The organism is Dyella thailandensis (assembly GCF_050749815.1).
Classification (GTDB): Bacteria; Pseudomonadota; Gammaproteobacteria; order Xanthomonadales; family Rhodanobacteraceae; genus Dyella_A.
Window position 1 is genome coordinate 3,343,908 of the sequence record NZ_CP192735.1, and the last position, 13,407, is coordinate 3,357,314.

Below are 13,407 nucleotides of genomic sequence, written 5' to 3' on the forward strand. Positions count from 1 at the left end.
ACAGGGTCGGCGACCGCGCCTGAACGGTGCGTCAGCCGGTCACGCCATAGCGTTCGCGATAGGCCAGCAGCCGCGCGTGTTCTGCGGCCAGTGCCGGCTGCTCGCCAGCGTAGGCCAGCACGTCGTCCAGCCGGGTGATCGCGATCACCGGGATGCCGTAGTCGGCGGTCACTTCCTGCGCGGCGGAACGTTCGCCCTGGCCGCGCTCCTGCCGGTCCAGCGCGATCAGCACGCCGGCCGGCTCGGCGCCGGCGGCGCGGATCAGCGCCAGCGATTCGCGCACCGCGGTGCCGGCGGTCATCACGTCGTCGACGATCAGCACGCGGCCCTTGAGCGGCGCGCCGACCAGGCTGCCGCCTTCGCCGTGATCCTTGGCCTCCTTGCGGTTGTAGGCCCAGGGCAGGTCGCGACCGTGGTGATCGGCCAGCGCGATGGCCGTGGCGGCGGCCAGCGCAATGCCCTTGTAGGCGGGGCCGAACAGCATGTCCACAGCGATGCCCGAGGCCTCCACCGCGGCGGCGTAGGCACGCCCGAGCTGGGCCAGCGCGGCGCCCGAATCGATCCGCCCCATGTTGAAGAAATACGGGCTGATCCGGCCGGACTTGAGGGTGAACTCGCCGAAGCGCAGCACCTCGCGCTGCAGGGTCAGTTCGATGAAGTCGCGCTGGTAGTCGTGCACGGGCAATCTCGCAGAAGGTCAGGAAAGGGTGTCGCCGGCGAGCTCGCGCAGCAGCAGACACTGCTGCCTTCCGGCCGATGCACCATGGTAGCGCTGCGCACCGTCGACGAAGCCGGCTTGCCGGTACAGCGCCAGCGCCGCGGCGTTGTCCTCGTCCACGCTGAGCACCAGCCAGCGCGCCGCCGGATGGCGCTGCGCCAGGCTGTCGAGCAGCGCGGTCAGCGCGCGGCGGCCCAGCCCGCGGCCTTGCCAGCGCGCATCGATGAAGAACCCGCGCAGCCCGACCGTCGGCGCATCGAAGTCGATCGGCGCGATCGTCCGCGGCTCGCACTCGATACAGCACAGGCCGATCGCCTGCTCCCCCAGCACGAAGGCGAGCGGGTCGGCGCTCGGCCGGCTCTGCGCATCGGCGAGCAGGTCGACCACGTGGCCGACGAAGCGCTGCTGTGCCGGCGCCACGCGCAGGTCCAGGAGCGCCGGGCGCGGCACACGATCAATGGAAACCACGGAAAGGGCGGGGACGTCTGGCACGGTTGATATGATGGCGCATTGCCCCGCGCCCGACCCGCAGGAGATTGCATGCGCATCATCAGCCTCAACGCCAACGGCATCCGTTCGGCCGCCACCAAGGGCGTGTTCGACTGGTTGCGCGCGCAGCATGCCGACGTGGTCTGCCTGCAGGAGACCAAGGCGCAGGAAGACCAGCTGACCGACGCGATGTTCCGCCCCGACGGTCACCACTGCTTCTACCGCGATGCGACCAGCAAGAAGGGTTACAGCGGCGTGGCGATCTACGCCAAGCGCGAGCCGGATGCAGTGCTCACCGAGCTGGGCTGGGACGAGTTCGACAACGAGGGGCGCTACATCGAGGCGCGCTTCGGCAAGCTGTCGGTGGTGTCGCTGTACTTTCCGTCCGGTTCGTCCGGCGAGGAGCGCCAGCAGTTCAAGTTCCGCGCCATGGACTGGATCGAACCGATCTTTGACGCTTGGCTGAAGAGCGACCGCCAGTACGTAATCTGCGGCGACTGGAACATCGTGCGCAGCGAGAAGGACATCAAGAACTGGAAGTCCAACCAGAAGAACTCCGGCTGCCTGCCGGAAGAACGCGCCTGGCTCAACGGTCTGGTCGAACGCGGCTGGGTGGACAGCTATCGCACGCTCAAGCCCGAGGGTGAGGACTACACCTGGTGGTCCAACCGCGGCCGCGCACGCGAGAACGACGTGGGTTGGCGCATCGACTACCAGATCCTCTCGCCGTCGCTGCGCGAGCGGCTGCGCGACTGCGCGATCTACCGCGACCAGCGCTTCTCCGACCACGCGCCCTACACGGTCGACTATGCCGACTGAGCCGGCGGTGGCCGATGCTGCCGCCGCGCGCCCGTCGATCTGGCGCGCTTTTGCGCAGCCGGCGGCGTGGACAATGGCGGTGTTCGGGTTCTCCTCGGGCCTGCCGTTCCTGCTGGTCGCCGGCACGCTGTCGTACTGGCTGAAAGAGCACGGCGTGGTGCTGTCGGAGATCACGATGATCGCCAGCGCCGGCATGACCTATGCGCTGAAATTCCTGTGGGCGCCGTTGCTCGACCATTGGCGTCTGCCCGGCTTCGTGCGGCTGGGCCAGCGGCGCGGCTGGCTGCTGTTCGCGCAGATGGCGGTGATGCTCGGCCTGCTGACGATGGCCTGGCTGACCCCGGTGCACCTGGTGCCGTTCATCGCCGCGACCCTGGTCGTGGCGTTCTTCGGCGCGACTCAGGACATCGCGATCGACGCCTACCGCATCGAGATCGCTCCGATCGAGGCGCAGGGTGCGCTGGTCGCCACCTACTCGCTGGGCTACCGCATCGGCCTGCTCACCGCCGGCGCGCTGGCGCTGATTGCCGCGGACCACATGCACTGGCCGGTGATCTACGTGGGCATGGCCGCCTGCATGCTGCCACCGATCGCGATGACGCTGGCCGCTCGGGAACCGGAGGTGCTGCGTCGCGCGCCCGGGCGCTGGCGCGATGCGATGCGGCTGGGCGTGATCGATCCCTTCGTCGATTTCTTCCGACGCTATGGGGTGGTGCTGGCACTGCTGACGCTGGCCTTCATCCTGCTGTTCAAGATGCCCGAGCAGGCCACCATCGGCGGGGTGATGGGGCCGTTCTATCGGGACATGGGCTTCACCAAGACGCAGATCGGCGCGATCACCAAGATCTACGGCATCTGGATCGGCATCGTCGGCGTTTTCATCGGTGGCGCCATGGTCGCGCGCTGGGGCGCATGGCGCTCGCTGGCGGTGATGATCGTGCTGTGCGGCGCGAGCAACCTGCTCTACCTGCTGTTGATGCAGCACCAGGGCAGCGTGCTGATGCTCACGCTGGTGATCTCCGGCGAGAACCTCACCCTGGGCATGCTGGGCCCGCCCACGGTGGCCTTCCTGTCGTCGCTTGTGAACCGCGAACACACGGCTACCCAGTATGCGTTGCTCAGTTCACTGGTGAATCTGCCCGGCAAGGTGCTGGGCTTCTTCGCCGGCGGCATCGCCATGGCGGTGGGTTACGGCGGTTTCTTCGTGATCACCGTGCTGGGCATCGCGCCGGCCGTGCTGCTGTTCGTGCTGGTGCGCGCGCGCTTCCGAGCCCGCGGGTTCGACGTGCGCTAGGTCGCAATCACGCGCGGTGCCGCGTGGTTCGCGTTGGTGCCTTTGTGCCACCATTCGGCCCACAGGGGCATGCGTGAGGTGGAGTGGCGCCGTGCCGGATCTCGTTGTACGCCATATCGACAATGTCATGGCCGAGCGCATCAAGACGCTCGCCAAGGATCGGCGCTGGTCGATCAATGACGTTGTGTTGCATGCGCTCAAGCACGGCCTGGGCCTGGCCGAGGGCGCGCAGCCGTTTGCCGAAACCATGCTCGATACCGACACCGTCGTGCTCAGCGGGCACTGGGACGCGGCCGAGCGGGCCGCGTTCCACGAGGCGGTGCAGGCGCTGTCGGTAGCGCCGTCCAGTCAGCTGGTGGCGCCACCCGAAGACACCCTGGGCGACCAGCCGGAGCATCCCGCTGATCGCTCCTAGCGCGGCGCCGGGTAGACCGCCCCGAGCACGCGCGGGCCGCGCGCACCGGTGACTGCCGGCAGGTTGCCAGGCAGACCGAGCAGCCGTTGCCGGGCCAGCCAGGCGAACGCCATCGCTTCGAGGTAATCGGGGTCGACGCCGTAGTCGGCCGTGCTGGTCAACGTGGCCGGCGCCAGCAAGGCGGCCAGCCGCTCCATCAGCGCCGGGTTGTGCACGCCGCCGCCGCAGGCGAGCACGAGGTCGGCCTCTGGCGCGTGTTGTGCGATGGCATCGGCCACGCTGCGCGCGGTGAGCTCGAGCAAGGTGGCCTGGACGTCGGCCGGATCGAGCAGATCGCTGCCCATGCATGCCTGCAGCCAGGCGAGGTGAAAGTGCTCGCGGCCGGTGCTCTTGGGCGGCAATTGGGCGAAGTACGCGTCATCGAGCAGGCGCTGCAACAGGCCCGCGTCAACTTTGCCGCTCGCCGCGAACGTGCCGTCACGGTCGTACGGCTCGCCGCGGTGACGCTGGCACCACGCATCCATCAGGCCGTTGGCCGGGCCGGTGTCGAACCCCGAGACCCGGCCATCCGCCGCCAGCAGCGTGAGGTTGGCAATGCCGCCCAGATTCAGCACGACGCGACTATGTCCGGCCTCGGCCAGCAGCATCGCGTGCATCGCCGGCAGCAGGGGCGCGCCCTGGCCGCCGGCGGCGACGTCCGCGCGGCGGAAGTCGGCAACCACGTCGATGCCGCAGCGCTCGGCGATCACGCTGGGGTCGCCCAGCTGCATGGTGAAGGGATGGCTGCCGCCGGGACGATGGCGCATCGTCTGCCCGTGCGAACCGATGGCGGCGACGGCGTCAGGCGATACGCCGGTCTCGTGCAGCAGGCGCATGGTGGCCTCGGCGAAGCCGTAGGCAAGGGCGACGTCGAGCTGGCCGAGCCGATCCAGGTCGATCGCGGTCTCGCCCTGCGCCACTGCGAGCAGTTCCCGTCGTAGAGGCTCGGGCCAGGGATGGGTCAGGCCGCCCAGCAGGCGCGGCGAGCCGGTTTCGAACGACACCAGCGCGGCGTCGATGCCATCGGCGCTGGTGCCGGAGATCAGGCCGAGGTACAGCGAACCGGCATTTGCCACGATCGATCAGTTGTCGCTGTGCCGGCGGCTCTCGACCTTCGCCAGCTTGACGTTCTCGTCCAGCTGCTTGAGCCGGGCCAGCTGCGGCGCGACCACCTGCGACTTGAACTGCGCCAGTTGCGCGGCCGGCAGCGGCTCGGGCTTGGGCAACGTGACGGTCTGCGGATTGCGCTGCACGCCGTTGACGCGGAATTCGTAATGCAGGTGCGGACCGGTGGCCAGGCCGGTCATGCCCACGTAGCCGATCACCTGGCCCTGGCGCACGTGCTGGCCAATGCGCTCACCGGCGGCAAAGCGCGACATGTGGCCGTACGCGGTGCTGATGGTGCCGTTGTGCTGGATGATCACGAAGTTGCCGTAGCCGTTCATCCAGCCGCGGTACTTGATGACGCCGTCGCCGGCGGCATGGATCGGCGTGCCGGTGGGGGCGGCGTAATCCACGCCCTTGTGCGCGCGCATGCGGCCGAGGATCGGATGCATGCGGCCGGCGCTGAACTGCGAGGAGATGCGGGTGAAGTCCACCGGGATGCGCAGGAACGACTTCTGGATCGGCCGTCCGTCTTCGCTAAACCAGCCCACGCTGCCATCGGCCTTCTTGAAACGATAGGCCGTGTAGCGATGCCCTTGGTTCACGAACTCGGCGGCGACGATATCGCCTTCGGTGTAATAGCTGCCGTCGCGATAGATATCGTCATAGATGACGGTGAAGCTGTCGCCTACGCGCAGGTCCTGCACGAAGTCGATGTCGTACTTGAACAGGTCAGCGAGCTTGCCGACCATGCCGGCGCTCATGCCGGCCCGGGCGCCGGCGGCGTACAGCGAGCTGTCGATCATGCCGTGCGCCACGTGCTCACGCTTGTCCATGTCGCGCGGCTGCAGCGTGAGCTTGGCGCCATGGTCGTCGAAGCGGATCATCGCCCGGTTGGCCTGGTCGCGATCGAAGCGGATGCCGCTCAGGCTGCCATCGCTGGCCAGAAGAAAATCGAATTCCTGCCCCGGCCGGATGCTGTGCAGCGAGGCCGTCGCGCTGCCGGCCGAATCCATCACCCGCTGCAGGTCCGACATGCCCAGGCCCAGGCTGGCGAAGATGTCCGAGAGTGTCTGGCCCGGCTGCACCTGCACGCGCTGCCAGTCCTCGACGGTGGGCGACTGCGTGGTAACCGGCGACGCCTTCGGCAGCGCGAGCGGAAGCAGCGTGTGTGCCATCGGCGAGGGCGGTGTACGCATCGCCGAGGCCCACGCCGGAAGAATGAAGCCAGACAGCAGGGTGATCAGCAGCGCCGTGCCGGCCAGCACCCAGCGCTCGCGGTGCCAGCGGATCGGCTCTGCCTCGCCGTGGCGGCTGAAGGACCAGTGCGAACAGCGTTCGTAGAAGTGGGAGTGCCTGCGCTGCGCCTTGCGGCGGATGGCCTGCTTGCGCGCCGCGTGCGCCATCTGCAACCCCTCACCCATAATGTGTAACTCCGCTGATACATGTACGACCGGCGGGTACCATAACGGTCATGTGTAAACAGCGTCAACGCCTTTTCCATCAATGATTTGCGTATGGATTTGCGTTAACTCACAATTAACTTCACCGATGTGAAAGCGGTCGTCGCAGCGACTGCCTAGGCAACTAATTTCGAGGAATGCATGAACAACCTGGAGCAGGTGCTGGCCACCATCGCGCGTGGCGCGGACGAGATCATCAAGCGCGAGGAGCTGGAGCAGCGACTCAAGGCGGGCCGCCCTCTGCGCATCAAGGCCGGTTTCGATCCCACGGCGCCGGACCTGCACCTGGGTCATACCGTGCTGCTCAACAAGATGCGCCAGTTCCAGGAACTCGGGCACCAGGTGATCTTCCTGATCGGCGACTTCACCGGGATGATCGGCGACCCCACCGGCAAGAACGTCACCCGCAAGCCGCTCACCCGCGAGGACGTGCTTGCCAACGCCGAGACCTATGCCGCCCAGGTGTTCAAGGTGCTCGACCGGGAACGCACCGAAGTGCGCTTCAATTCCGAGTGGTTCAGCCAGATGGGGGCGGCCGACATGATCAAGCTCGCCGCGCAGCACACGGTGGCGCGCATGCTCGAGCGCGACGACTTCGCCAAGCGCTACGCGGCGCAGCAGCCGATCGCGATCCACGAGTTCCTCTATCCGCTGGTGCAGGGCTACGACTCGGTGGCGCTCAAGTGCGATGTCGAACTCGGCGGCACCGACCAGAAGTTCAACCTGTTGATGGGCCGCGCGCTGCAAGAGCATCACGGCCAGCCGCCGCAGATCGTGCTGACCATGCCGCTGCTGGAGGGCCTGGACGGCGTCAACAAGATGTCCAAGTCGCTCGGTAACTACATCGGCATCAACGAGCCGGCGATCGACATCGTCACCAAGACGATGAAGATCGGCGACGAGTTGATGTGGCGCTGGTTCGAGTTGCTGAGCTTCGACGTCTCGATGCAAGAACTCGAGCGCATGAAGGCCGGCATCGCGAGTGGCGCGCTCAATCCGCGTGACGCCAAGCTGCGCCTTGCACGCGAGCTGGCAGCGCGCTTCCACGATGCAGCCGCGGCCGACCAGGCCATTGCCGGCTGGCACGCGGTGGTGCGCGGCGAGGGCGACACCTCGCTCCTGCCGCTGAGCGAGATCGTCGTGCCGGCCGAAGGGCTGCGTCTGGCGGCGCTGCTTACCGCGGCCGGACTGACGAGCAGCAATTCGGAAGCCAATCGCAAGCTCAAGGAGCGCGCGGTGAAGATCGATGCCGTGGTGGTCGAGGACGCCCAGCGGGTCTTCGAGCCCGGCTTCGAGGGCGTGCTGCAGGTCGGCAAGCGGAGCTTCGCGCGCGTGCTGCTCAAGCACGGCTGAGCAGCACCGCCGTCGTCGAACGCGCCGCACCCTTTGTGGACAGTGGCTTAGCCGCCCGCAGAAAAAAATTTCAGAAATTGCTTGCCAAAGGTGGGGGCGCTGCCTAGTATTCGCCCCCCGCCGCAGCCGGTCATCGCTCGGCAACATCGACGAAGCGAAAAAACATTTCGCGAAGGTGTTGACGAGGTGGAAGATCGATGTAGAATGTGCGGCTCACCCGGGGCGAAATGCTTCGGGGCGGTTCGAGAAACGGATCGCAAGTGATTGATCTTTGACAGTGTGCGCAGGTGACTTGTGTGGACGCCTTGCAGTGGACGGAATGACTGTCCAAGCAATGCAAGGGTCCAACATACAAGTCAGCAATGACGTTTTATGTTGGGATCACCCTTCAGAAAGATAGACGTCCAAACCCGCAAGGGCGAGGGTGTCGAAAACTTAAGTGAAGAGTTTGATCCTGGCTCAGATTGAACGCTGGCGGCATGCCTAACACATGCAAGTCGAACGGCAGCACAGTGGAGCTTGCTCCATGGGTGGCGAGTGGCGGACGGGTGAGTAATGCATCGGGACCTACCTAGACGTGGGGGATAACGTAGGGAAACTTACGCTAATACCGCATACGTCCTACGGGAGAAAGCAGGGGACCTTCGGGCCTTGCGCGGTTAGACGGACCGATGTTCGATTAGCTTGTTGGTGAGGTAATGGCTCACCAAGGCGACGATCGATAGCTGGTCTGAGAGGATGATCAGCCACACTGGAACTGAGACACGGTCCAGACTCCTACGGGAGGCAGCAGTGGGGAATATTGGACAATGGGCGCAAGCCTGATCCAGCAATGCCGCGTGTGTGAAGAAGGCCTTCGGGTTGTAAAGCACTTTTATCAGGAGCGAAATACTACCGGCTAATATCCGGTGGGGCTGACGGTACCTGAGGAATAAGCACCGGCTAACTTCGTGCCAGCAGCCGCGGTAATACGAAGGGTGCAAGCGTTAATCGGAATTACTGGGCGTAAAGCGTGCGTAGGCGGTTTGTTAAGTCTGCTGTGAAATCCCCGGGCTCAACCTGGGAATGGCAGTGGATACTGGCAAGCTAGAGTGTGTCAGAGGATGGTGGAATTCCCGGTGTAGCGGTGAAATGCGTAGAGATCGGGAGGAACATCAGTGGCGAAGGCGGCCATCTGGGACAACACTGACGCTGAGGCACGAAAGCGTGGGGAGCAAACAGGATTAGATACCCTGGTAGTCCACGCCCTAAACGATGCGAACTGGATGTTGGTCTCAACTCGGAGATCAGTGTCGAAGCTAACGCGTTAAGTTCGCCGCCTGGGGAGTACGGTCGCAAGACTGAAACTCAAAGGAATTGACGGGGGCCCGCACAAGCGGTGGAGTATGTGGTTTAATTCGATGCAACGCGAAGAACCTTACCTGGCCTTGACATGTCCGGAATCCTGCAGAGATGCGGGAGTGCCTTCGGGAATCGGAACACAGGTGCTGCATGGCTGTCGTCAGCTCGTGTCGTGAGATGTTGGGTTAAGTCCCGCAACGAGCGCAACCCTTGTCCTTAGTTGCCAGCACGTAATGGTGGGAACTCTAAGGAGACTGCCGGTGACAAACCGGAGGAAGGTGGGGATGACGTCAAGTCATCATGGCCCTTACGGCCAGGGCTACACACGTACTACAATGGTCGGTACAGAGGGTTGCAATACCGCGAGGTGGAGCCAATCCCAGAAAGCCGATCCCAGTCCGGATCGAAGTCTGCAACTCGACTTCGTGAAGTCGGAATCGCTAGTAATCGCAGATCAGCTATGCTGCGGTGAATACGTTCCCGGGCCTTGTACACACCGCCCGTCACACCATGGGAGTGAGTTGCTCCAGAAGCCGTTAGTCTAACCGCAAGGGGGACGACGACCACGGAGTGGTTCATGACTGGGGTGAAGTCGTAACAAGGTAGCCGTATCGGAAGGTGCGGCTGGATCACCTCCTTTCGAGATAGGCAGCTTTCGCTGCTGCAAGACGTCCACACAAGACACCTGCACATCCGCACGCCACAGGGCGTGTTTGGTCGTTTCGACCGGAAGCTTTATGGGTCTGTAGCTCAGGTGGTTAGAGCGCACCCCTGATAAGGGTGAGGCCGGTGGTTCGAGTCCTCCCAGACCCACCACCAAGCACCTGGGGCCATAGCTCAGCTGGGAGAGCACCTGCTTTGCAAGCAGGGGGTCGTCGGTTCGATCCCGACTGGCTCCACCAGTTTGAAACGGCTTACCGATGGATGTGTAGCGCACACAAAAGATTTTGAAGCCCACCGGCGTTGAGGCCGGCGTGGTGTTCTTTGAAAACGTAAACGAGTGACAAGCGTTTTGGTTCGAAACCGAACCGAGATGTGTCGTTGAGGCAATGTAGCGACGTGTTGTTTGGCGGAATCTCATTCCTGAGGAGGAATGGGAGTATGCCCCGAGGCGACTTGGGGTTATATGGTCAAGCGAACTAAGCGTATACGGTGGATGCCTTGGCAGTCAGAGGCGATGAAGGACGTGGCAGCCTGCGAAAAGTGTCGGGGAGCTGGCAACAAGCTTTGATCCGGCAATGTCCGAATGGGGAAACCCACTCCGCAAGGAGTACTGCATGGTGAATACATAGCCATGCAGGGCGAACCCGGGGAACTGAAATATCTAAGTACCCGGAGGAAAAGAAATCAACCGAGATTCCGTCAGTAGCGACGAGCGAACGCGGAGCAGCCCAAAAGCACACTTTGTTCTAGTCAAACGGCATGGAAAGGCCGGCCATAGATGGTGATAGCCCAGTCGACGAAAGGGCATTGTGTGTGAAATTGAGTAAGGCGGGGCACGAGAAACCCTGTCTGAACATGGGGGGACCATCCTCCAAGGCTAAATACTCCTGACTGACCGATAGCGAACTAGTACCGTGAGGGAAAGGCGAAAAGAACCCCGGAGAGGGGAGTGAAATAGACCCTGAAACCGTATACGTACAAGCAGTGGAAGCCCGCAAGGGTGACTGCGTACCTTTTGTATAATGGGTCAGCGACTTACTGTCAGTGGCGAGCTTAACCGTATAGGGGAGGCGAAGGGAAACCGAGTCTGAATAGGGCGCATAGTCTCTGGCAGTAGACCCGAAACCGAGTGATCTATCCTTGGCCAGGTTGAAGGTGCGGTAACACGCACTGGAGGACCGAACCCACATCTGTTGCAATAGATGGGGATGAGCTGAGGATAGGAGTGAAAGGCTAAACAAACTCGGAGATAGCTGGTTCTCCTCGAAAGCTATTTAGGTAGCGCCTCGGACGAATCTTCCTGGGGGTAGAGCACTGTTATGGCTAGCGGGTCATCGCGACTTAGCAAACCATGGCAAACTCCGAATACCAGGACAGACTATCCGGGAGACACACGGCGGGTGCTAACGTCCGTCGTGAAAAGGGAAACAACCCAGACCCGCAGCTAAGGTCCCAAAGTCATAGCTAAGTGGAAAACGATGTGGAAAGGCATAGACAGCCAGGAGGTTGGCTTAGAAGCAGCCACCCTTTAAAGAAAGCGTAATAGCTCACTGGTCGAGTCGGTCTGCGCGGAAGATTTAACGGGGCTAAGCTATGCACCGAAGCTCGGGGTGCACACCTTTGGTGTGCGCGGTAGAGGAGCGTTCTGTAAGCCTGTGAAGGTGGATTGTAAAGTCTGCTGGAGGTATCAGAAGTGCGAATGCTGACATGAGTAACGATAATGGGGGTGAAAAGCCCCCACGCCGAAAGCCCAAGGTTTCCTCGCGCAACGTTCATCGGCGCAGGGTGAGTCGGCCCCTAAGGCGAGGCAGAAATGCGTAGTCGATGGGAAGCTGGTTAATATTCCAGCACTTTTCTTAAGTGCGATGTGGGGACGGAGAAAGTTAGGTCTACCGGGCGTTGGTTGTCCCGGGGAAAGGCGGTAGGCATGGATCTTAGGCAAATCCGGGATCCTTTATGCCGAGCACCGAGACGAGTCCTATTGGACGAAGTGACTGATACTACGCTTCCAGGAAAAGCCACTAAGCTTCAGCTTAAGAAAAACCGTACCGTAAACCGACACTGGTAGGCAGGGTGAGAATCCCAAGGCGCTTGAGAGAACTCGGGTGAAGGAACTAGGCAAAATGGCACCGTAACTTCGGGAGAAGGTGCGCCCATCGACGTGGTCACGTGCGTGACTGAGCGTTGATGGGTCGCAGTAACCTGGCCGCTGCGACTGTTTATCAAAAACACAGCACTCTGCAAACACGAAAGTGGACGTATAGGGTGTGACGCCTGCCCGGTGCTGGAAGGTTAATTGATGGGGTCAGCCGCAAGGCGAAGCTCTTGATCGAAGCCCCAGTAAACGGCGGCCGTAACTATAACGGTCCTAAGGTAGCGAAATTCCTTGTCGGGTAAGTTCCGACCTGCACGAATGGCGTAACGACAGCGGCGCTGTCTCCACCCGAGACTCAGTGAAATTGAAATCGCTGTGAAGATGCAGCGTTCCCGCGGCAAGACGGAAAGACCCCGTGAACCTTTACTATAGCTTTACACTGAACGTTGAGTTCTTCTGTGTAGGATAGGTGGGAGGCTTTGAAGCGCAGACGCCAGTTTGCGTGGAGCCATCCTTGAAATACCACCCTGAAGTGCTTGACGTTCTAACCTAGGCCCGTAATCCGGGTCAGGGACCGTGTATGGTGGGTAGTTTGACTGGGGCGGTCTCCTCCCAAAGAGTAACGGAGGAGCACGAAGGTACGCTCAGCGCGGTCGGACATCGCGCACTGTGTGCAAAGGCATAAGCGTGCTTGACTGCGAGATCGACGGATCAAGCAGGTACGAAAGTAGGTCTTAGTGATCCGGTGGTTCTGTATGGAAGGGCCATCGCTCAACGGATAAAAGGTACTCCGGGGATAACAGGCTGATACCGCCCAAGAGTTCATATCGACGGCGGTGTTTGGCACCTCGATGTCGGCTCATCACATCCTGGGGCTGTAGCCGGTCCCAAGGGTATGGCTGTTCGCCATTTAAAGTGGTACGCGAGCTGGGTTCAGAACGTCGTGAGACAGTTCGGTCCCTATCTGTCGTGGGCGTTGGAGATTTGAGGGGGGCTGCTCCTAGTACGAGAGGACCGGAGTGGACGTTCCGCTGGTGTTCGGGTTGTCTCGCCAGAGGCATTGCCCGGTAGCTATGAACGGAAGTGATAACCGCTGAAAGCATCTAAGCGGGAAGCACGCCCCAAGATGAGATCTCCCGAGAGCTCGACTCTCCTTAAGGCACCATCAAGACTAGGTGGTTGATAGGCGCGGTGTGGAAGTGCAGCAATGCATTGAGCTTACGCGTACTAATGAGCCGTGAGGCTTGACCATATAACCCCAAGACGCTTCGCCGTTCCTCGCGAAACATCTCGAACACGTTTCACCCAAATCGCTTGTCACTCGTTTACCCCAATCGTGGGTCTGGCGCTTCAGCGCTGACCCCACTTTTTCCCTGGCGGCTATAGCGCTGTGGTCCCACCCGATCCCATCCCGAACTCGGAAGTGAAACGCAGCTGCGCCGATGGTAGTGTGCATCCGCATGCAAGAGTAGGTCACCGCCAGGGACCTCATACTAAAAAACCCCCTCAGCCGAGGGGGTTTTTTTTGGCCTCCACTCGGGGCTTTAAGGCGCAAAGCGCGCCCCTCTTCGTAGGCATCATGGAATACTGCAACTCTGTCCATTCGCGGGACGC

The 13,407-nt window shown here is 62.1% G+C and carries 8 protein-coding genes, 2 tRNA genes and 3 rRNA genes; 9 read left to right on the top strand and 4 right to left on the bottom strand.

Annotation, left to right across the window (positions count from 1 at the left end; genetic code table 11):
* Positions 1 to 31: 31 nt before the first annotated feature.
* Entirely contained in the window at positions 32 to 679 is a 648-nt protein-coding gene (pyrE, locus tag ACQVBX_RS15380; protein ID WP_431635177.1) for an orotate phosphoribosyltransferase, read from the bottom strand.
* A gap of 18 nt (positions 680 to 697) precedes the next feature.
* Positions 698 to 1,186 (bottom strand): GNAT family N-acetyltransferase, encoded by a 489-nt coding sequence (locus ACQVBX_RS15385; RefSeq protein WP_431635178.1) that lies wholly within the window; start codon positions 1,184 to 1,186, stop codon positions 698 to 700.
* Between the two features lie 72 nt (positions 1,187 to 1,258).
* Here ACQVBX_RS15385 and ACQVBX_RS15390 point away from each other — a divergent pair, with 72 nt between their 5' ends.
* The 3 genes from ACQVBX_RS15390 to ACQVBX_RS15400 all read left to right on the top strand — a co-directional run bounded on the left by ACQVBX_RS15390 (position 1,259) and on the right by ACQVBX_RS15400 (position 3,735).
* Positions 1,259 to 2,026, top strand: coding sequence for an exodeoxyribonuclease III (locus ACQVBX_RS15390; protein WP_431635180.1), 768 nt, complete (start codon positions 1,259 to 1,261; stop codon positions 2,024 to 2,026).
* A 7-nt stretch (positions 2,027 to 2,033) separates the two neighbouring features.
* On the top strand, positions 2,034 to 3,320 hold the full coding sequence (locus tag ACQVBX_RS15395; protein WP_431635181.1) for an AmpG family muropeptide MFS transporter: 1,287 nt from the start codon (positions 2,034 to 2,036) through the stop codon (positions 3,318 to 3,320).
* A gap of 91 nt (positions 3,321 to 3,411) precedes the next feature.
* A complete protein-coding gene (locus tag ACQVBX_RS15400) occupies positions 3,412 to 3,735 on the top strand; it encodes a hypothetical protein (RefSeq protein ID WP_431635183.1) in 324 nt (107 codons plus the stop codon).
* Here ACQVBX_RS15400 and ACQVBX_RS15405 read toward each other — a convergent pair.
* Positions 3,732 to 4,850 carry an anhydro-N-acetylmuramic acid kinase gene (locus ACQVBX_RS15405; RefSeq protein ID WP_431635184.1) on the bottom strand — a complete coding sequence of 373 codons (1,119 nt, stop codon included), beginning with the start codon at positions 4,848 to 4,850 and terminating at the stop codon, positions 3,732 to 3,734. The two genes, ACQVBX_RS15400 and ACQVBX_RS15405, sit on opposite strands and share 4 nt — an antisense overlap.
* Before the next feature lie 6 nt (positions 4,851 to 4,856).
* On the bottom strand, positions 4,857 to 6,302 hold the full coding sequence (locus ACQVBX_RS15410) for an OapA family protein (protein WP_431635185.1): 1,446 nt from the start codon (positions 6,300 to 6,302) through the stop codon (positions 4,857 to 4,859).
* 180 nt (positions 6,303 to 6,482) lie between these two features.
* Between ACQVBX_RS15410 and tyrS the strand changes: the two genes are divergently transcribed.
* The 6 genes from tyrS to rrf all read left to right on the top strand — a co-directional run bounded on the left by tyrS (position 6,483) and on the right by rrf (position 13,278).
* Positions 6,483 to 7,694 (top strand): tyrosine--tRNA ligase, encoded by a 1,212-nt coding sequence (gene tyrS / locus ACQVBX_RS15415; RefSeq protein ID WP_431635186.1) that lies wholly within the window; start codon positions 6,483 to 6,485, stop codon positions 7,692 to 7,694.
* Positions 7,695 to 8,130: 436 nt separating this feature from the next.
* Positions 8,131 to 9,675 (top strand): 16S ribosomal RNA (locus ACQVBX_RS15420).
* A 99-nt stretch (positions 9,676 to 9,774) separates the two neighbouring features.
* Positions 9,775 to 9,851, top strand: a tRNA-Ile gene (locus ACQVBX_RS15425).
* Positions 9,852 to 9,861: 10 nt separating this feature from the next.
* Positions 9,862 to 9,937 (top strand) — tRNA-Ala (locus ACQVBX_RS15430).
* A 226-nt stretch (positions 9,938 to 10,163) separates the two neighbouring features.
* Positions 10,164 to 13,045, top strand: a 23S ribosomal RNA gene (locus ACQVBX_RS15435).
* 120 nt (positions 13,046 to 13,165) lie between these two features.
* Positions 13,166 to 13,278, top strand: a 5S ribosomal RNA gene (gene rrf, locus ACQVBX_RS15440).
* Together the 16S, 23S and 5S rRNA genes with 2 tRNA genes alongside form the textbook arrangement of a ribosomal RNA operon.
* The last annotated feature ends 129 nt before the right edge of the window (positions 13,279 to 13,407 follow it).

Excerpts from the sequence above, each read along its gene's own strand:
- ACQVBX_RS15390 (WP_431635180.1), top strand. The coding sequence starts at position 1,259 with ATGCGCATCATCAGCCTCAACGCCAACGGCATCCGTTCGGCCGCCACC.
- ACQVBX_RS15410 (WP_431635185.1), bottom strand. The coding sequence starts at position 6,302 with ATGGGTGAGGGGTTGCAGATGGCGCACGCGGCGCGCAAGCAGGCCATC.
- tyrS (WP_431635186.1), top strand. The coding sequence starts at position 6,483 with ATGAACAACCTGGAGCAGGTGCTGGCCACCATCGCGCGTGGCGCGGAC.